This window comes from Serinicoccus hydrothermalis, from assembly GCF_001685415.1.
Taxonomy (GTDB): domain Bacteria; phylum Actinomycetota; class Actinomycetes; order Actinomycetales; family Dermatophilaceae; genus Ornithinicoccus; species Ornithinicoccus hydrothermalis.
Window position 1 is genome coordinate 2,086,214 of the sequence record NZ_CP014989.1, and the last position, 19,377, is coordinate 2,105,590.

Annotated in this window: 13 protein-coding genes; 6 read left to right on the top strand and 7 right to left on the bottom strand. The window is 75.6% G+C overall.

Translation table 11 applies throughout. The annotated features are described in order from the left end of the window. The first annotated feature begins 50 nt into the window (after positions 1-50). Both SGUI_RS09630 and SGUI_RS09635 read left to right on the top strand, forming a co-directional pair. Positions 51-1,118, top strand: a complete 1,068-nt coding sequence (locus SGUI_RS09630) for an inositol-3-phosphate synthase (protein WP_066639318.1) — start codon at positions 51-53, stop codon at positions 1,116-1,118. Positions 1,119-1,140: 22 nt separating this feature from the next. Next, entirely contained in the window at positions 1,141-3,303 is a 2,163-nt protein-coding gene (locus tag SGUI_RS09635) for a glycosyltransferase family 4 protein (RefSeq protein WP_066639320.1), read from the top strand. Here the strand turns inward: SGUI_RS09635 and SGUI_RS09640 are convergent. Genes SGUI_RS09640 through SGUI_RS09660 form a run of 5 tightly spaced genes read right to left on the bottom strand, consistent with a single transcriptional unit; the run spans position 3,273 to position 9,937 of the window. Continuing rightward, entirely contained in the window at positions 3,273-4,499 is a 1,227-nt protein-coding gene (locus tag SGUI_RS09640; RefSeq protein WP_066639322.1) for a glycosyltransferase family protein, read from the bottom strand. The two genes, SGUI_RS09635 and SGUI_RS09640, sit on opposite strands and share 31 nt — an antisense overlap. Beyond that, positions 4,492-7,155: a hypothetical protein gene (locus SGUI_RS09645; RefSeq protein WP_066639327.1), complete on the bottom strand. Its 2,664-nt coding sequence runs from the start codon at positions 7,153-7,155 to the stop codon at positions 4,492-4,494. Before SGUI_RS09645 ends, SGUI_RS09640 begins: the two co-directional genes overlap by 8 nt. Then, on the bottom strand, positions 7,156-8,262 hold the full coding sequence (gene wecB / locus SGUI_RS09650) for a non-hydrolyzing UDP-N-acetylglucosamine 2-epimerase (protein ID WP_066639336.1): 1,107 nt from the start codon (positions 8,260-8,262) through the stop codon (positions 7,156-7,158). Continuing rightward, the gene (locus SGUI_RS09655) at positions 8,259-8,876 is read right to left on the bottom strand and encodes a hypothetical protein (RefSeq protein WP_066639338.1); all 618 of its coding nucleotides are present in this window, start codon (positions 8,874-8,876) and stop codon (positions 8,259-8,261) included. Before SGUI_RS09655 ends, wecB begins: the two co-directional genes overlap by 4 nt. After that, entirely contained in the window at positions 8,873-9,937 is a 1,065-nt protein-coding gene (locus SGUI_RS09660; RefSeq protein WP_066639340.1) for a glycosyltransferase, read from the bottom strand. Before SGUI_RS09660 ends, SGUI_RS09655 begins: the two co-directional genes overlap by 4 nt. Before the next feature lie 78 nt (positions 9,938-10,015). Between SGUI_RS09660 and SGUI_RS09665 the strand changes: the two genes are divergently transcribed. The 4 genes from SGUI_RS09665 to SGUI_RS09680 are packed head-to-tail and all read left to right on the top strand — an operon-like array spanning position 10,016 to position 14,250. Then, positions 10,016-11,281, top strand: coding sequence for a nucleotide sugar dehydrogenase (locus SGUI_RS09665; RefSeq protein WP_066639342.1), 1,266 nt, complete (start codon positions 10,016-10,018; stop codon positions 11,279-11,281). After that, positions 11,278-12,192: an ABC transporter permease gene (locus tag SGUI_RS09670; RefSeq protein WP_066639345.1), complete on the top strand. Its 915-nt coding sequence runs from the start codon at positions 11,278-11,280 to the stop codon at positions 12,190-12,192. The genes SGUI_RS09665 and SGUI_RS09670 overlap by 4 nt, the downstream gene beginning before the upstream one ends. Further along, positions 12,179-13,114, top strand: a complete 936-nt coding sequence (locus SGUI_RS09675; RefSeq protein WP_066639348.1) for an ABC transporter ATP-binding protein — start codon at positions 12,179-12,181, stop codon at positions 13,112-13,114. Before SGUI_RS09670 ends, SGUI_RS09675 begins: the two co-directional genes overlap by 14 nt. Further along, complete coding sequence (locus SGUI_RS09680) at positions 13,111-14,250, top strand: glycosyltransferase (protein WP_066639350.1); 1,140 nt, start codon at positions 13,111-13,113, stop codon at positions 14,248-14,250. Before SGUI_RS09675 ends, SGUI_RS09680 begins: the two co-directional genes overlap by 4 nt. Here SGUI_RS09680 and SGUI_RS09685 read toward each other — a convergent pair. Beyond that, positions 14,200-17,298 carry a glycosyltransferase family 4 protein gene (locus tag SGUI_RS09685; protein WP_066639352.1) on the bottom strand — a complete coding sequence of 1,033 codons (3,099 nt, stop codon included), beginning with the start codon at positions 17,296-17,298 and terminating at the stop codon, positions 14,200-14,202. The genes SGUI_RS09680 and SGUI_RS09685 overlap by 51 nt on opposite strands. After that, on the bottom strand, positions 17,288-19,282 hold the full coding sequence (locus tag SGUI_RS09690) for a glycosyltransferase family 2 protein (RefSeq protein WP_066639354.1): 1,995 nt from the start codon (positions 19,280-19,282) through the stop codon (positions 17,288-17,290). The genes SGUI_RS09685 and SGUI_RS09690 overlap by 11 nt, the downstream gene beginning before the upstream one ends. Between the last annotated feature and the right edge of the window lie 95 nt (positions 19,283-19,377).

The following is a 19,377-nucleotide window of genomic DNA, read 5'->3' on the forward strand; positions in this document are numbered from 1 at the left end:
GAAGGGGCGGCCCAGGTGGGCCGCCCGTGTCGTGTCAGCAAGGAGTCTCGATGTCGTCGGTGAGAGTCGCGGTCGTGGGCGTGGGCAACTGCGCCAGCTCGCTCGTGCAGGGGGTGGAGTACTACCGGGACGCGGACCCGGCCGGCACCGTGCCCGGCCTCATGCACGTCCGGTTCGGCGACTACCACGTCGGTGACCTGGAGTTCGTCGCCGCCTTCGACGTCGACGCCGCCAAGGTGGGCCAGGACCTGGCCAAGGCGATCCAGGCGGGGGAGAACAACACCGTCACCTTCGCGCAGGTCCCGGACACCGGCGTCACGGTGCAGCGCGGACCGACGCTGGACGGTCTGGGCAAGTACTACTCGCTCACCGTCGAGGAGTCGCTGGAGGAGCCGGTCGACGTCGTGCAGGCGCTGCGGGACGCGCGCGCCGACGTGCTCGTGTCCTACCTCCCGGTGGGCAGCGAGGAGGCCGACAAGTTCTACGCGCAGTGCGCCCTCGACGCCGGCGTGGCCTTCGTCAACGCGCTCCCGGTCTTCATCGCCAGCGACCCCGAGTGGGCGGAGAAGTTCACCCGGGCCGGGGTGCCCATCGTCGGTGACGACATCAAGAGCCAGGTGGGGGCCACGATCACGCACCGCGTGCTCGCGCGCCTCTTCGAGGAGCGGGGCGTCGCCCTGGACCGCACCTACCAGCTCAACGTCGGCGGCAACATGGACTTCAAGAACATGCTGGAGCGGGAGCGCCTGGAGAGCAAGAAGGTCTCCAAGACCCAGGCGGTGACCTCCAACATCTCCACCGCCCTCGCGGACCGGGACGTCCACATCGGGCCCTCCGACTACGTCCAGTGGCTGGACGACCGCAAGTGGGCCTACGTCCGGCTCGAGGGCCGGGCCTTCGGCGACGTCCCGCTCAACCTGGAGTACAAGCTCGAGGTCTGGGACAGCCCGAACTCCGCCGGCATCATCATCGACGCGATCCGGGCCGCCAAGATCGCCCTGGACCGCGGCGAGGGCGGACCGGTCGTCGGCGCCTCCGCCTACCTCATGAAGAGCCCGCCGGTGCAGCTGCCCGACGACCAGGGACGGGCCGAGGTCGAGGCGTTCATCCGCGGCTGACCGATCTGGATAGGGTCGAACCGTGCCCGCCGAGCAGCCCGACCCCCGCCCTGCCCCGCCCGGTGCACCGACCGGCGGAGCCGGACGCCGCGTCGTCGTCGTCGCCCGGTATGCCGCGGAGCTGGACGAGATGGCCCCACGGCTGCGCACCCTCACCGAGCACGGTCACCGGGTCGTGCTGGTGTGGGCCGAGGGGGAGCCCGGCCCGGCGCTGCGCTCCTTCGGCGGACGGGTCCGGCTGCAGGGACGGGGTCGCGGGCGCGGTGCCCGGCAGACGGTGCGCCGCGCGCTCCGGCCGCCGCCCACCGCCTGGATCCGTGACCGGGGCGTGCTCGCCCGGGGCCTGCGGCGGGACCTGCGGGCGCGGCGGACCGTGCACGGGGCGGACCTGCTGCTGCCGGTGGGCGCCGAGGCGGTCCGGCTCTTCGGGCGGCCCGGCGCGGCACCCGTGCCCGTGCTCACGCAGGAGGGGCTCGACGACGAGAGGCGCCTCGACGAGGTGTGGGCGAGCCTGCGCCGGCGGTCCCGCGCTGGCGGGCAGCACCTCGACCCCGAGATCGCGCACGAGGTGCTGGCCCACGTCGCGCGCACCGGGGGCCGGGTGCCCGCCCGGCACCAGCCGTTGCTCGTGCCCCTCGTCGAGGCGCTCCACGCCACCGGGGAGTATGCCCTCGCGCACCAGGTCGTGAGCCTGCTCCCGGACGGGACCTCGGAGCCGGCGCAGGACGCCCTGCGCCACGGCCTGCGCCAGCTGGTCGAGGTCTCCCGGACCGGGCGGGACCAGCCAGGGACCGCCGAGGCGGTGCGTGGGCTGCTCGAGGTGGCCGACGCCGAGCTCTCCGCCGTGCCGCCGGACGTGGACACCGTGACCCGGGCCACGACCCTCGCGCTCCAGCTGCTCTTCCACCGCGAGCTGCACGCCGACACGACCTCCTCCCCGCTGGTCACCGGTCCGGACGCCTTCCTCGCGGACTGGCGTGCCTCCCGCGTCGGCCGGCTCCTCGCCGACCCCGTGCCGCAGGCGCCGGTCCTGGAGCGGGCTGCGGGGCGCTCGGCGGCGACGCGCCCCGACCCCGACGGCCACGGGCCGCGCGTGGTCGTCGTGCCCGGCTCCTACCCGCAGTTCGCCGTCCCGGTCCGCCGCGCGCTGGCCGACCGGGCGCAGGTGCACCTCGCCGAGCTGCGCACCCGGGACCAGCTGCGCGGGCTGGGGACCCGCCGCGAGCTGGTCGCCGCCCGGCTGGGCCTGGCCCTCGGGACACCGTGGGTGCCCGACTACGAGCTGCTGGAGGAGCTCGAGGCGGCCGACGCCCTCTTCGTCGACTGGGCGGACCGCGGGTCGCTGGCGGCGGTCATGAGCGCGCCGGCGGGGGTGCGCGTCACCCTGCGCATCCACAGCATGGATGCCTTCTCCCCGTGGATCCACCTGCTCGACTGGAGCAGGGTCGACGTGCTGGTCCTCGTGAGCGAGCACCTGCGCACGATGGTGCGGACGCTGCTCGGCGACCGCCTGGCGGGCACCGAGGTCCGGGTCGTGCCCAACCTGCTCGACCCCGGCCGCATCCCCACCGGCAAGGTGGAGGGGCACCGTCGCCGGCTGCTCATGGTGGGGTGGGCCCAGCGGGTCAAGGACCCGCTGTGGGCCGTGGAGGTGCTGGCCCTGCTGCGCCAGGAGGACCCGGAGTGGTCCCTGACGCTGGTCGGCACCGACTTCCCGGACGGGAGCGTCGTGTCGCAGGGGGAGTATGCCCGCGCCTTCCGCGAGCGCATCACCCAGGACGACGTGCGGGGTGCCGTCCGCTTCGTCGGCTTCACCCGCGACCTGGCACCGCACCTCGCCGCATCCGGCTTCGTCCTGTCGACGAGCCGGCGCGAGTCCTTCGGCCTGGCCCTCGTCGAGGGCGCCGCCTCCGGTGCGGTCCCGGTCGTGCGCGACTGGCCGGTCTTCGCGCCGCTGGACGGGGCCCGGGGGCTCTTCGGTGACGACTGGGTCGTCGACACCGTGGCCGGGGCCGCCGACCGGATCCGGGCGCTCGCCGAGGAACCGGGGTGGTCCGCCGCCTCGGACCGGGCCCGTGCCGTCGTCGAGCAGCGCTTCACCGCCGGGCCTGCGGGCTCCGAGCTCGTCGACCTGATCCTCGGGTCGGCGGCCGGTCAGCCGCGGGCGATGTCGGCCAGCACCTGAACCGCGGCCGAGGTGTGCTCCACCGGGGAGCGGTGCTGCAGCGGCTGGGAGTCGAGCACGGAGCCGGGCTCGACCATCCCCCACACCGGGGTCCCGCTGCCGCGGTAGTCGCTCCACTTGCTCGGCAGGAAGGGGTTGGTGGCCAGGAGCCCGTCGGTGACGGCATCGCTGACCAGCAGGACGTCCATCCGGGTGCACAGCGCGAGGAAGTCCAGGTAGCCGACGAACGGGGCGACGCGCACGCAGTCGCCCAGCCGTCGCCGCTCGACCTCCTGCTCCACCTCCTCGCGCCGGCCCGCGAAGACGTGCAGGCATACCTGCGCGCGGAGCCGTGCCGGGAGGGCCTCGAGCGCGGCGAGCACGCTGCCCATGCCGCGGGTGGCGTAGAAGTTGCCGAAGTAGCCGATGTGCCGGCGGCCGGGGTCCAAGGGGTAGTCGGGGTCGGCCATCGCGTAGAACGACGGGGGCAGCGTCGGGTGCGGGGAGACCTGGCTGCGCCCGCGCACCCGCTCCACCAGCTCGCCGTCCTCGACCGTCTCGAGCATGAGCTCGCGCTGGTGCTCGTTGGTGAAGACGAGGGTGTCGGCGAGGGCGAAGGCGAGGTGCTCGGCCCACCGGAAGGAGTTGCCGTCGCCCGGGGGACGGAAGCCGGCCCGCTCGATGCCCGCACCGAGCGCGTCCAGCAGCGGGCCGTCCTGGGTCGGGGCGTGCCGCACCGCCCCCGTGACGTCCCGGGACAGCGGGTCGGAGAACTCCGCGGTCCACCGAATCCCCGGCCGCAGCAGCGTCAGCCGGGCCGCGAGGACGTGGCTGGCGCTGAAGTGGGCCCGGCTGTAGAGGCGGGCATAGCCGGCGCCCTCCCGGTCCCACTCCAAGGCACGTTGCAGGCCGCGCTGGGTGAACCCGGTGATGCCGCGCCAGGCGGAGAAGCGCGTCGGTGAAGGTAACTGGTGGCGACGCACCACGAGATGGTCGGCGATCCGGGCCAGCCCCGGGTCGGTGCTGCGCTCCGAAGACATGCGGTTCTGCAGCACGTCCACCGGGCGGCCCATCTCGCGGACCCGCTTGGCCGCGACGATCGCGGAGGTGTCGACGTAGGGCGGGAAGCAGTAGGAGACGACGAGGTCCTCGGCGGGCGGCGGGGGAGCGGCGTCGCCGGGGCCGGTGACGCGGTCTGCGGGGGTCGACTCAGCCATCGCCCCGCACCCTACTGCCGTCGTCGGGCGGGCCCGGGACGCCGCCGAGCCGGTGCAGCACCCGGTCGCTCCAGGGCAGCGCCACGCGCCGGACCCCCTGGAGGAGGTCCAGCGCCCGCGCCCCCGGCCGCCGAGGCTCCGCGCCCGGTCGCGCCCCGACCCACAGGACGGCCTCGGCCCCCACCTCCCGGTCCAGCGTGCCTGCCCAGTCGGCGCCGGGCGCGCGGGTGAGCACCCGCACGTCGCGCCGGTCCGCGAAGGCGCGGTCCGAGGCGTGGATCATCGCCACGGTGCCGGCCTCGGTGGCCGGGTCCCAGCACGTCAGCGCTGGGATGCTGCTCGGCAGCCCCAGCTCCAGCAGGCCGGCCCTCGGCCCGGCGCACAGGAGGGCCGGCCCCCTGCGGGACAGCAGCTCGACGTGCCGCTCGCGGCGCCGGCGGGCGTCGGTGCCGAGCAGGTCGAGGTATGCCCCCAGGTCCGGCAGCGCCTCCGTCCGCCACGACCGGTCCGGCCCCCTCCTTGAGAGGACCGCGCGCCGCTCGCCCAGGGCCTCGGCCTGCTGCCCGTCGCCCGCCAGGTCCGGACGGCTCACCAGGGTGCGCCGGTCCGGGGCCAGCCAGGCGCCGCAGGCACCCACGGGGTCGGTGAGGACGAGCGAGCCGCCGGGTCCGGTGAGCAGCACCGTCCAGGCACCCCCGAGCGCCGCGGCGCGGGTGGCGGCGCGCTCGAGGGTGGGGTCCTCGAGGACGAGGCGGTGCAGGAGGGCGGCGACCGGCGCGGCCCCGTCCCGCCCGCTCGGGAGGTCGAGCGGGTCGCCCAGCACGAGCACCGAGCCGCCCCGGCCGCCCGAGACCGCCGAGGGCAGCGCGGGGTCGCGGTGCAGCTCCAGCCGGCCGGGCAGCAGGCTGCGCAGGAAGCCGTCGGGGAGACCCACCGGGGGTGCAGCGGTCGCCGGGGCGAGGGCATACCCCCGGGGCGAGGTCGGGCTGCCGGCCGGCGGGACCGACCCGGAGGGTGACGTCTGCCGCGGCCGGCGATCGGCGAGGCGCCGCAGGCGACCCACGAGGCCGGCCCGGACGAGGGCGGGTGCGCGGGCCGGTGCCGGCGTTGTCCTCGTCCCCATGGCCGTCGTCGCCACCGCCGTCGCGGGGTCGCGGACCCCCGCCTCGCGCACGAGCCGGTGGAAGAGCACCTTGTCCCGGCGCAGCGGGTACGGCAGGGACAGCATCGTCTCCAGCAGCACCCGGTCGTTGAAGGGGAGCAGCACCCGGTGGCCGAGGTCGCCGTCGCAGAACTTCTGCCACCCCCACCGGCCCATGCGCTGCTCCCAGTAGACGAGGTCGTGGTCGTCGTAGCCGAGCAGGTCGGACCCGGGCATCGGGGCCTGCTCGAGGTAGTCGCCGTAGAGCTCCTCGGCCAGGTCGTCGTGCGCCCCCGGCCCACCCCCGGCGAAGATCTGCGTGAGCCACCGGGGGTCCAGCTCGTGCGGCGGGCGCAGGACCGCCTTGGTGTAGGTCGTCGCGATCTCGGCGCCGTTGCTCTGCAGCTGGACGAGGTCGCCGGGCAGGTCGGCCCACATCGCGTAGGCGGCGCCGCGGGAGGGGACCCGCGGGGCGTAGGTGCGCCGGTGGAGGACGTCGAAGGTGCTCCCGGGCGGGGGCCGGCGCCAGCGCAGGGTCCGGTGCCGCAGCCCCAGCTGCCGGGCGACGTCCCGCGCACCCAGGACGTCCTGCACGGCCGCGGCGCTCGTGACCGCCTCGCGCGGGTTGAGGTAGGTGAACGCGAAACCGTCGCGCTCGCGGAGCCGGGGCGCCGCGACCGCCGCCGTCACCCTGCTGTCCAGGCCGCCGGTGAGGCTGACGGTGGGGCGTCCGAGAGCGGCGAGCAGCCCGACGTGGGCGGTGAGGCGCTCGTGGACGTCGGCGTATACCGCGTCCACGTCCGGGTTCTCCACCCGGGGACGGATCGGCCAGAAGCGCTCGTAGGTGGTGCCGAGCCCGTGCCCGTCGCCGGTCACGCGGAGCAGGGTGTTGGGCAGCAGGGCCCGCACGTCCCGGTAGTCGGTCCGGACCCCGGGCAGGTAGCTCACCCGTCCCGCCATCCTCGCCTCCAGCGCCGCCCGCAGGGTCACGGCGTCGGGGTCGACCGGCAGGCCGAGGGCGTCGGCCACGAGGACGGGCGAGCTGGCGACGGCGACCCGGTCCCCCTGCCGGCCGACGAGGACGGGCTGGCTGGCCATGGTGTCGGGGACGACGAGCAGGTCACCACCCTCGTCCCCCGCGCCGCCCCGGGCGCGGGCGACGAGGGTGAACCGCCCCCCCAGGTATGCCGCCTCCCGCACCATCGCCTGCTCGCCGGCGGCCGCCCAGGTCTCGGTGAGGCGGCGGGCGATCGCGGCGGCGTCGACCAGGCCGTGCTCGACGTCGACGGGGTGCCCGAGGAGCACGAGGTCCCCGCAGGCCGCGCGGGCCCCCGCCGCGACGGTGCGGGGATGCAGCCGGAGCACGGCGCCGGGCAGGACGTCCGCGTCGCTGCGCCACCGGGCGACGTCCGCGGGCGGCGGCACGTCCCGGTCGGCGCCGAGCAGCAGGAGGTAGCCGTGCGGGTGGGCCCCCGCGAGCACCGCGTCCTCGTCCACGTCCTCGTCGGGCCCCACTCAGCCCAGCCCCAGGGAGCGGGCGAGCACGGTGGCGATGCGGGGCCCGGCCCGGCCGTCCCAGAGCGGCGGCACGGGCGTCGAGCCCGGTGCAGGGCGGCCGGCGGCCAGGGTGCCGGCCACGGCGGCGGGCAGCTGCTCGTGCGTGGTCAGCACGTTGGTGCCGTGGGTGATGGTGACCGGGCGCTCGGTGCTGGGGCGCAGGGTGAGGCAGGGGATCCCGAGGACGGTGGTCTCCTCCTGCACGCCCCCGGAGTCGGTGACGACGACCGCCGACCCCTGCACGAGGGAGAGGAAGTCGAGGTAGCCCAGGGGGTCCACGGCCACCACCTGCGGGTGGTCGGTCAGCCCGACGGCGGCCAGCTTCGGCCGGCTGCGCGGGTGCAGCGGGAGCACCACCGGGCACTGGTCGGCGACCGCGTGCAGGGAGCCGACGACGGTCCGGGCATACGCCTCCTCGTCCACGTTCCCCGGGCGGTGCAGCGTGGCGGCGACGTAGGAGCCCGCGTCCGGCAGCCCGAGCGCCGCGGTCACCCGGGCGGGGTCCAGCCGGTGCCGGTGGCGCAGCAGGGTGTCGATCATCGGGTTGCCGACGAGGTGCACCGCCGTGGGATCGGTCCCCTCGGCGGCCAGGTTGTCGGCCGCGTCCTGGCAGGTCACGAGCAGCAGGTCGCTGATCCGGTCGGTGACCATGCGGTTGATCTCCTCCGGCATCCGCCGGTCGAAGGAGCGCAGGCCGGCCTCGACGTGGGCGACCGGGATGTGCAGCTTGCTCGCCACGAGGGCCGCGGCGACCGTGGAGTTGACGTCGCCGTAGACGACGACGAGGTCCGGGCGCCGCTGCGTCAGCACCTGCTCCAGGCCCACCATGGCGGCCGCGGTCTGGGCGCCGTGCGGGCCGGAGCCCACCCCCAGGTCGACGTCCGGGCGGGGGAGCCCGAGCTCGGTGAAGAAGACCGTGCTCATCCGGTCGTCGTAGTGCTGACCGGTGTGCACGAGCAGCTGGTCGACGTCGTGCTCACCCAGGGCCTGCAGGACCGGCGCCGCCTTGGGGAAGTTGGGCCGCGCGCCGGTGACGTGGACGACGAGCGGGCGCCGGGCGCTCACGCGCGACCCCCGGCCGGCCCGACGTCCAGGTCCTCCGGCAGCCGGGCGCCGATCGCCCGCACCAGCCGCTCGTCCAACGGGTCCAGGCCGTCGGCACCGGCGCGCGCCAGGTGCCAGAGCTGGTAGTGGTCCACGAGGCCGGCCACCCGTCGCGCGACGTGCTCCTCCCAGCCGCCCGGGTCGCCGTGGCCCCCCTGCTCGAAGGCCCTGCGGGGGACGAGCAGCTCGAGCACGACGTCGTGCCGCCGCCCGGCGGCGAAGACCGGCTGGTCCAGGACGAGCACCGGCCGGAAGGACCCCAGCTCGGCCTGCAGGTCGCCGACCCGGTCGACGAGCGCCTCGGCCTGCGCCTCGTCGAGGCCGGTGGCGAGCACCCCGACCACCGGGAGCCGGGAGACGTCGGCGCCGACGACGTGCCGGCCGCCGCGCAGCGGGACGTCGACGTGGCCGGCGCCGTGCCGGGGGGCGAAGACCCGCCAGGCCAGGTCGGTCAGCGTGGGGCTGCGGCGCACCCTCGGCAGCACCTCCTCCAGCGCGAGGCGGTAGCCGGGGAGGCGACGCGCGAGGCGTGCCGCCGACTGCTGCCGGCGCCGGCCGGCCGGACCGAGGCTCACGCCGCGTCCCCCACGGCGAGGATGGCCCGCGCCGCGTCCGGCGCCCCGTTGCCGGGGTCCGCGGCCTGGGCGGCCCGCGCCAGGTCGGCCCCACGGTCGAGCAGCTCCTCGACGAGCGGAGCGGCCCGGCCACCGGTGAGGGTGGGGGCGCTCAGGGCCCAGCCGCGGCGGGCGGCCTCCCGGGCGCGGCCCTCCTGGTCGTCGAGGGAGGTGTGCGTGTTGGGCACGAGCAGCGTGGGCACCCCGAGCCGCAACGACTCGTGCACCGAGTTGTAGCCCGCGGCAGCGACGACGAGGTCGAAGGCCCGGTAGTGCTCGGAGAGCGGGAAGTGCCGCACGAGGTGCACGTCCCCGGCATACGCGTTCTCGGCGATGGCCGGAGCGGTGACGCACACCCCGATCCCCCGGTCGGTCAGCGCGGCCGCGGCGGCACCGACCTCGTCCCCGGTGTCGTTGATGTTGCCCGCGCCGAGCGAGACCAGGGCGAGCCGGCCCTGAGCGGGCAGCCCCAGCGCGGCGCGCGCCGCGGCGCGGTCCTGGAGCTGGTCGGTGTCGACGAGGGTCACCGGCGGTACCCGGACCACGTCCGTGTCCGGCACGCCGGCGGTCGCGCCACGGTCGGCCGCCGCGCACAGGTCGCCGGGCTCGAGCACCGTGTCGAACCAGGAGGCCTTGTCCAGCTGGTCGGTGTTGCGCCCCGGCCTCCACATGCCGCGGCGGGACCAGACGGCCCGGGTGCGGGGATGGGCCGCCAGCGCGGCGTCGAGCCCGGAGTAGGGGTGCGTCCCGTCGAAGACCAGCACGTCCGGGTCGACCCGGTCCAGGACCTCCGTGAGCTGGTCGGCGAAGAGCCTGCGCCACGCAGCGGGACGCAGTCCCGAGGCCCCCTGCGAGGCGAGGTACTCCCACGGCAGCCCCTCGGCCCCGACGACCGGCACCGCCTGGGACAGCGAGACGACGTGGCGGTGCACGTCGGCCGGCATCCGGCGGGCGTAGGCGAGCAGCCGCGTCAGGTGCCCCATCCCCGCCCCGTTGCTGGACAGGAGGAGCACCGACGACATACCGGCGATCATGGCACAGCGCGATATGCTCGGGGCGCGCTCGCACCCCCACCCCCGTCTCGAAGGAGTCCCGTCACCGTGGCTGTCGACGCTGTCATCATCGGCCTGGGATACGTCGGTCTGCCGCTGGCCCAGGAAGCCACCCGGGCAGGGATGCGGGTCCTGGGCTTCGACATCCACCAGGGGGTCGTGGACGCGCTCAACGAGGGGCGCTCGCACGTCGACGACCTCGCCGACGAGGACATCGCGCAGATGCGCGAGGGCGGCTTCGAGGCCACCACCGACGAGTCCCGGATCGCGGAGGCGGCCACCGCCGTCATCTGCGTGCCGACCCCGCTCTCGGCGGACGGGGGTCCGGACCTGCGGGCCGTGGAGTCCGCCGTCGCCGCCGTGGCCCGCAACCTGCGCCCCGGCATGCTCGTGGTCCTGGAGTCCACGACCTATCCCGGGACCACCGACGAGGTGGTCCGCCCGGCGCTGGAGGCCGGGGGCCTGGTCGCCGGGGAGGACTTCCACCTCGCCTTCTCTCCCGAGCGCATCGACCCCGGCAACGAGCGCTTCGGCGCCAAGAACACCCCGAAGGTCGTCGGCGGCCATACGCCGGCCTGCAGCGACGCGGCGGCCGGGTTCTACGGCACCTTCGTCGACACCGTGGTGCGCACCAAGGGCACCCGCGAGGCGGAGACCGCCAAGCTGCTGGAGAACACCTACCGCCACATCAACATCGCGCTGGTCAACGAGATGACCCGGTTCTGCCACGAGCTCGGCATCGACCTCTGGGACGTCATCGGGGCGGCCAGCTCCAAGCCCTTCGGCTTCCAGGCCTTCTACCCCGGCCCGGGCGTCGGGGGCCACTGCATCCCGATCGACCCCAACTACCTCTCGCACAACGTGCGGGCGCGCCTGGGCTACCCGTTCCGCTTCGTCGAGCTGGCCCAGGAGATCAACGCCGGGATGCCGGCCTACGTCGTCGGTCGGGCCCAGGACATCCTCAACGCCGCGGGCAAGCCGCTCAACGGCTCGACCGTGCTGCTGCTCGGGGTCACCTACAAGCCCAACATCGCCGACCAGCGCGAGTCCCCGGCGGTGCCGCTGGCCCGGCTGCTCGCGGCCAAGGGTGCCAGCGTGGTCTTCCACGACCCGCACGTCCAGGAGTGGCACGCCGCCGGCGACTCGGTGGCCGGCCGGGTCGAGGACCCGGCGGCCGCCGCCGGCGAGGCGGACCTGACGATCCTCGTGCAGAACCACCGCGGCTACGACGTGGACGCCCTGGCCGAGGCCTCGCAGGCCTTCTTCGACACCCGCGGCGCCGCCGCCGGAGGGGAGAAGGTCGTCCGGCTGTGAACGCCGACCTCGGGCCCGAGCCGCACCACCAGCCGGCCGCCCTGGACCACGACGCCGCGGCCGACCTGGCGCGTCGCTACGGCATGCAGCAGGTCGCCACCCGGCCCTCGCTGCCCGAGTACGTGCGGGAGATCTGGCGCTACCGCCACCTCATGTGGTCGCTGGCCAAGGGCGAGGTGGTCAGCCAGCACCGGGACAACTACCTCGGCATCCTCTGGTCGGTCATCAACCCGATCATGCTCGGCGTCGCCTACTACCTCATCTTCGGCGTGCTGCTCGGCCTGAGCCGGGACGTCGACAACTTCGTGGCCTTCCTCACCATCGGGCTGTTCACCTTCACCTTCATCTCGGCCACGCTGACCTCCGGGTCGCGCGCGCTCCTGGGCAAGGTCGGGATGATGCGCTCGCTCGCCTTCCCGCGGATCCTGCTGCCGGTGGTCAGCGTCATCTCCGAGTTCGTCAGCAACATCCCGGCCTTCCTCGTGCTCGTGGCCATCGCGCTGCTCAGCGGGGAACCGATCACCTGGGAGTGGTTGCTCTTCCCGGTGGCGCTGCTCGTCGTCGTGGTCATGGGGCTGGGGTTGGCGATGCTCGTCTCCCGTCTGGTGCACGCGGTCCGGGACCTCACCAACCTCGTGCCGCTCGTGGTCCGGCTCATGCGCTACGTCTCCGGCGTCTTCTTCTCCATCGACGCGCGCTTCGGGGACCTCGACGGCGTCCCGGACTGGGTCGGCGCCGCGCTGGCCTACCAGCCGGTCGCGGTGAGCCTCACGATGGTGCGCGAGACCCTCATGGAGGGCTTCCCGCTGCAGTGGCAGACCTGGGCCTTCGCCGGGGGATGGGCACTGCTGCTCTTCGGCGCTGGCTTCATCGTCTTCTGGCGGGGGGAGGGCACCTATGGCCGCGCCTGAGCAGGAGCGGCCCCGGGGCGGGGCCGAGCAGGCGAAGGTCGAGGGCGAGAGGATCCCCTCGGTCGTCGTCTCCCACGTCGACATCAGGTACCGCGTCTACGGCAGCCCGAAGCGCACCGACCCGGCCGAGGAGGAGGTCGAGTCGACCTTCCGTCGCCTCGTCGGCCGCAGCACCCAGGGCCTGGGGGTCCAGGAGGTGCACGCGGTCAAGGACGTCTCCTTCGTCGCCTACCGCGGCGAGTCGATCGGCATCATCGGGCGCAACGGGTCGGGCAAGTCGACGCTCCTGCGCTCGGTCGCCGGGCTGGTGCCCCCCTCCAGCGGCACCATCTGGCTCGGCGGCAAGGCGGCGCTGCTGGGCGTCAACGCCGTGCTGCAGCGCAAGCTCAGCGGTCGCGACAACATCTGGATCGGGGCGCAGGCGCAGGGCCTCACGCCGGCCCAGGTGCGCCGCCGGATGGACGACATCATCGACTTCGCCGACATCGGCAACTTCATCGACCTGCCGATGAGCAGCTACTCCAGCGGTATGGCGGCCCGGCTGCGGTTCGCGATCTCCACCGCCGTCGTCCCCGACATCCTCATCGTCGACGAGGCCCTGGCCACCGGCGACGAGCACTGGCGGGCCCGCGCCACCGAGCGCATCGAGCGGATCCGGGAGCAGGCGGGCACCGTCTTCCTCGTCGCCCACAGCCGCCGGCGGATCAACGAGCTGTGCACCCGGGTCCTGTGGATGGACGACGGACGCCTCCTCGGGGACGGCCGGCCCTCGGTCATCAACGGGCTGTACGGCCGCAAGTACGGCAAGCACCGCCAGGTGTGGCGCGAGCGCTACGAGGAGATCAACCGGGTCATGCAGGACCAGGGGCCGGACGCCGCCCGCGACCTGCTGCGCAAGTGGGAGCCCGAGGGCAACTGGTGAGCCCCCGCCGGATCCTCGTCGTCACCGTGGTGCACCACCCGGAGGACGCCCGTATCCGGCACCGTCAGATCGCCAGCCTCCTGGCCGCCGGGTGGGAGGTCACCTTCGCCGCACCGTGGACCGGGCACGGGGTGGAGCCCCCCGGTGCCGGCGCCGTGCCCGGGCTCACCGCGATCGACCTCACCCGCTCCAGCGGGCGGCGCCGGTTCGCGGCGCAGCGGGACGTGCGGCGGGTGCTGCGCGAGCAGGGGCCACGGCACGACGTGGTCCTGCTGCACGACCCCGAGCTCGTGCCGAGCACCCTGGGGATCTCGCTGCCGCTCACCGTCTGGGACGTGCACGAGGACACCCGGGCCGTCGTGGACCTGCGCTCCTGGGTCCCGGAGCGCCTGCGCGGACCCCTGCGCTCGCTGGCCGGCACGATGGAGCGGGGTGCCGAGCGACGGATGGTGCTCATCCTCGCCGACGAGGACTACGCCCAGCGCTTCGCCCAGCAGCACCTCGTCGTGCCCAACACCACCCCGGTGCCGGTCGACCCCCCGCCGGCCGGGACCCCGGACGAGCAGGGCCGGCTCCGGGTGGTCTACCTCGGCAGCCTCACCCGGGAGCGCGGGGTGGCCGAGCTGGTGCGGGTGGGCGAGCAGCTGAGCACGGCGACGCAGGGCCGCGCGGTGCTGGAGGTCGTGGGCCCGGCGCACGGCTCGGCCACCACCGAGCAGCTGGAGGCGGCGCAGCGCGCGGGCCACCTCGAGTGGTCCGGCTTCCTCCCGGCGGACCAGGCGCTGGACCGGCTCGACGGGGCGCTCGCCGGGCTGTCGCTGCTGCACGACGTCGCGAACTTCCGCCCGAGCATGCCGACGAAGGTCGTGGAGTACCTCGCGCACGCGATCCCGGTCATCAGCACGCCGCTGCCCCGCGCGGTGGACCTCGTCGAGCGCAGCGGTGCCGGCACGATCGTCCCCTTCCAGGACGTCGAGCGCACCGTCGAGCAGCTGCTCGCCTGGGCGCAGGACCCGGCCGCCGCGGCGGATCTCGGTCGGAGCGGGCATACCCTCGCCCGGCGCGAGCTCGACTGGGGCGTCCACTCAGAGCAGTTCGTCACCGCCATGGAGCGGCTCGCCGACGCCCCCCGCTGAGGTGGCCCGGGTCGCGATCGCGTAGGCCTCGTCGTAGCGCGCGGCCAGCGCCGCCCAGGTGCGGTGCTCACGAACCCACGAGCGGCCCGCCGCCGCCAGCGCGGCGCGCCGGTCGGGGTCGCCCCGCAGGTCGGCCAGCACCCCGGCCAGCGCGGCCGCGTCGCCGGGCGGGAAGGTCAGCCCGCGCTCGGCGTCGCCGACGATCTCCCGCAGGGCGGGCAGCGCGGAGACCACGACCGGCAGCCCCATCGCCATCGCCTCGTAGGGCTTGAGCGGGGTGACGAGGCGGGCGGCGCGCTCGTCGATGCGCGGCACGACGAAGACGTCGAGCAGCGCGTAGTAGTCGCCGACCTCCTCGTGCGGCACCTGCCCGGTGAGCACGACGTGCTCCGCGACGCCCAGCTCCTGCGCCCGCCGCCGCAGGCCGTCCGCCCGGTGGCCCCCGCCGACCAGGAGGGCGGTCACGGGGTGACCCGCGCGGCGCAGCAGGGCGACGGCCTCGACGAGCACCTCCTGACCCTCCCGCGGGTGGTCCAGGTTGCTCACGTAGCCGACGACGAAGGTGTCCTCCAGGAGCAGGTGCCGGCGCAGGTCGGCACGCGGGGGGCGGGGCGCGATGGCCTCGTCGTCGACGCCGTTGGGGACCACCACGACCCCGGCCGGGTCGAGGGCCTGCGCGCCGGTCCCGGGCCGGGCGAGGATGTCCTGCCGCATCGACTCGCTGAGGGTGACGACCGCGTCGGCCAGGCCCAGGACCCTCGCCTCGAGGGCGCGGCGCAGCCGGTAGAGCTCGCTCTCGGTGGCCCGTCCCACGTCCGAGGTCCACACTCCCTCGAACAGCCCGCGCACCTCGTAGACGACGGGCAGCCCCGCGGCGCGGCCGACGGCGAGCGCGACGAGCGCGAGCTCGTAGCCCCGGTGGCCGGAGTGGGCGTGCAGCACCGACGGACGGTGCTCCACGACCTGCTCCAGGACCCGACGGGCGAAGGCGTCGAGGTAGGCGTCCGCGCCCTCGCGGGCGGGGACCTGATCGCGGGTCAGGCGCAGGTGGGGGACGCCGTGCACGGTCTCGACGGCCGGGGCGGGCTCGTCCGGGAAGTCGAGCGCGGTGACCGCCAGGACGTCCTCGCCCCGGCGGGCCCGCTCGCGCAGCAGGTAGGCCGAGCGCACGGCATACCCGCTCGTGCGCTGGGGCAGCGACACCTTGAGCAGGTGCAGCACCCGCCCCGGCTCCCCCTCCACCGGGGTGGGCGGCAGGTCGCCGGGCAGCCAGCCCGGGGAGAACTCGCGCAGCCTCGCCTTTTGCTCCGTCACCAGGGCGCGCACGTGCGGGCGGGGGTCGATCGCGGCCCACCGCCGCAGCACCTCCAGCCGCAGCGTGGGCTCGCCGGCCCGGGTCGTGGCCAGGGCGGCCTGCTGCAGCAGCGCCGCGTCGGGCGCCGTCGCGGTCGAGCCCAGCGCCTCCCGCACGAGGGCCATGGCCTCGTCGTGCCGGCCGGACCCGCTCAGCTCGCCGATGCGGCCGAGGTCGCCGAGGACGGCCGCCCGCAGCGCCTCCCGTGCCGGGGCCTGCGGTGCGTCCGTGCGCAGGCTCGCCAGCCCGGGCACGACCTCCACCCGGACGTCACAACCGGACCGGTCCACGCGTGCGCGGACGCGGTCGCTCGTGGCCTCGTCCTCGACGAGCAGCGCACCCCACCGTCGGGGGTCGACGAGGTCGAGCCAGGGAGCGGCGAGGTCGGCGGGCCGCACCAGCGCCACGAGGCGGCAGGAGCGGGGCAGGGCGAGCGAGGCCAGCAGCGTCCGCTGGTCCACGCCGTCGGCCAGCACGACGGCCGGGTGCTCCTGGCGCAGCGCGCGGCCGGCGCCGGGGTAGCCGGTCCAGGGCAGGCCGAGACCGGACCGCAGCCGGCCCTCGACCAGCGCGTCGGGGACGGTGGTGCCTCGCAGCGAGGAGGGCAGGTCCTGCTGGGCCGGCTGGACCACCGTGACGGCGGGGGAGAGACGCAGCACCGCCCGCAGGGCCGGGCCGGACCCCTCGGCGGGCAGGAGCAGCACCCGCACCGCCGCACCCGGGCTCTGACCGGAGTCCTCCTGCTCGCCCTCCTCCCTCCCGATCGGCGCGGACGTGGTGAGCGCGCGCCAGGTGCGGCTCGGTGACGGGTCCGGAGGGTCGTCGACGTGTCCACCGCTCGCGCCGCGCTCGGCGTGCCGCAGGCGCAGGGCCAGCGCGGCCCACCGCGCGGCGGCCTGCGCGTCGGCGTCCAGGACGGTGTCGGCCTCGGCGAGCAGGGCGTCCGCGGCGGCGAGCAGCCGCTCCCGGTCGACGTCGGGGCGTCCCGTCGGTCTGCCCCGCTGCAGGGCCCACCCCTGCAGCACCGGGTCGTCGGGACCGAGCACCGGCTCCAGCGCGGCGAGCAGCGCGTCGCGCTGGTCGGGGTCGCGGCTCAGCCACAGGGTGGCCCGCAACCGGTGACGTACCGGTGCCTGGGTCCGGGCCGGGCCCGCCAGCGCGGGGATCGCGAGCAGCAGGCGCCGGAGGTCGCCGGTCGGCAGCTCGGGCTGCGGCTGCGAGGGGGCCCCGATCCCCGCGTGGGGCAGGACGCGCAGCGCCAGCCGGGTGCAGAGCTCCAGGGCCTCACCGGTGCCCTCGAGGACCTGCACCTGCGGGGCGAGGTCGTGCGCGGCCCGGGCGACGGCGGGCGCCCCGGGACCGAGCACCACGAGGGCGTCGCTCTGTCGCAGGCGGTCGCGGAAGCCCGGGTCGAAGCGCGCCGCCAGGCCGGCCCCGTGCCGTACCGGGAGCACGCGCTCGGCACCGGTGAGCAGGGGACGGCGCCACCGGGAGCGGGTGTGCCCGGCGCGCAGCTGCTCGCCCCGCAGCGACCGGTCACCGTCCGGGCCGACCTGCTGCACCACGACGGTGGGCACCAGGCCGCCCAGGGTCCGCGCGACGTCCTGCACGACCCGGTCCGTCGCCCCGGTGACCACGAGGAGGACGGCGTCGGGGCCGGCCCCCTCGCCGTCGGGGGACGTCTCAGCCGACACCGGCGCCCTGCCCGGTCAGGGCCGGCACGACGTCGAGGCCGGGCAGGGCGCCGCGCACCAGCGTGCGCTCCGCCTCGTCCAGCCACGGCGCGGACGCCCAGCGGGGACGGACCGACCACCACGACGCCACGAGGTCCGAGGCGCCCAGGAGGTCCTCCGGCAGGCCGGAGGAACCCGGGGAGACGTCCTCCGGGGCCAGCCACACCTCGACCGTGCCGACGTCGACCCGGACCTCCTGGTCCCGCATGAGGGCGAGCACCGACGGGTCGAGGACGACCAGCCGGTCCACGGTGACCCGGTCCAGCCGGGACAGCAGCCAGGCCTGCCGGTCGAGCAGCGGGTCGTCGAAGCCGCGGTCCAGCTCGGGCCGGCGCATCTCGGTCGTGGCGCGCAGGTCCTGGTGCCACAGGCCGACCGGCTCGCCGGGGCTCACCCCGCGCAGCTCCTGCCGCAGCCAGGCGCCCCCGCGGCTGCCGTGCGGGCGGGAGAAGGAGCCGAGGTAGGCCGTGCCCAGCCGGGTGGGCACGTGCTCCGCGGTCGGGAGGTCGCGCACCCAGGCGGCGGGGACCGGGAAGGGCAGCGCCGCCAGCTCGGCGTCCTGCACCAGCACCGGCGCCTCCTCCTCCCGGCGGCGCCGGGCCAGGCGCCGGTGCCAGACCATGAAGCTGGAGCGGAAGGCCCGCCGCTCCGGCGCGGTCCAGGAGAAGGTGAAGTCACCACGGGAGAGCGACCCCGCCCGCAGGCGGGTCACCGCCAGCGGCTCGCCGACGTCCACGATCGCCCCGTGCAGGCGGGCGACGCGCTCGGCGAACTCGGAGTCCGCGCCCTTGCGGATCGGCGCGAAGCCACCGGTGCGCGGCAGGATGCTGCGGCGCAGCAGCAGCGAGGAGGCGTTCTCCCGGACCGCACGGTAGCCGAGCCACTGGTGGGTGAGGTCGTCCTTGGCCCGCACGGCCCGGCTGCGGGTCATCGGCGTCTGCGGTCCGGCCTCCTGCAGCGCCGCCACCTGGAGCTCGATCCGGGACGGGTGGGACCAGTCGTCGGCGTCCTGGAAGGTGATGAGGCTGCCGCGCGAGGCCTCGATCGCGGCCGCCCGGCCGAGATAGGACCCGCCGTTGCGGGCCATCGGGAGCACGCGCACCCGCTCGTCCAGCGCGGCGGCCCGGGCGAAGATCTCCTCGTAGCCCGGCCCGGAGCAGTCGTCGACGACGACGATCTCGAGGTCGGCATACGTCTGCTCGCTGATGGAGCGGACGGCTGTGACGAGACCCTCGTCCGGCCTCCAGCACGGCATGATGACGGTGACGAGCTCGCCGCCGGCGGTCCCGGGCCGTGCGCCGGGGGCGCCGAGCCGGTCGAACGGGCTGCGGGGGGCGGGTCCGTCGGCGGTCGCGTCGCGCAGGGCCGGGGCCGCCAGGCCGCGCTCGGTGAACCGCTGCGCGAGCAGGTCCTCCCAGCGCCCCGCGTCGGCGGTGCTCGTCGCCGGTCCGTGCGGGTTGGCCAGGTCCACCCGCAGGTAGTGCTCGGCGTCGGGGTGCAGCCCCTCCACGCCGGGGAGCAGCGCGGCGAGCTGCTCGTGCCGGCCGGCGAGGAAGAGGGTCTGCAGCCCGGTGAGGCGCAGCTGCGGACCGAGCCAGGTCAGCCCGTCCCCGGGCCACAGCGCCTCGAAGACCAGCGCAGAGGCCAGCAGCTCGCGCTCGGTGCGCAGCATCCCGGCCCAGGCGAAGGCGACCCCCGCCAGCGCGCGGCGTCGTGCGGGGTGCAGCGCGGCGTCCGGCGGGCCGCCGGTGGCGAGCACCTCCTCCAGCAGGGTCCCCGGCGAGTGGCGTCCCTGGGTCGCCAGGTCGGCCAGGGCGTCCAGCCCCGCGGCCGAGCGGGTGCGCAGCGTCTGGTGGAAGAGGGGGACGGGGTCGACGGCGCCCGCGCCGTGGCGCAGCTGCCAGGCGAGCCACGCCTGCGAGGGGTCGGTGCTCTGGCTGATCACGTGCGTCTGGAGCTCTTTCGAAGGCGGTGCGTCGTGCCGGACCTCGGCGCCCGGCCCCGGGGTACAGTGAACACCGTCTTCCTCGGTGCGGGAGC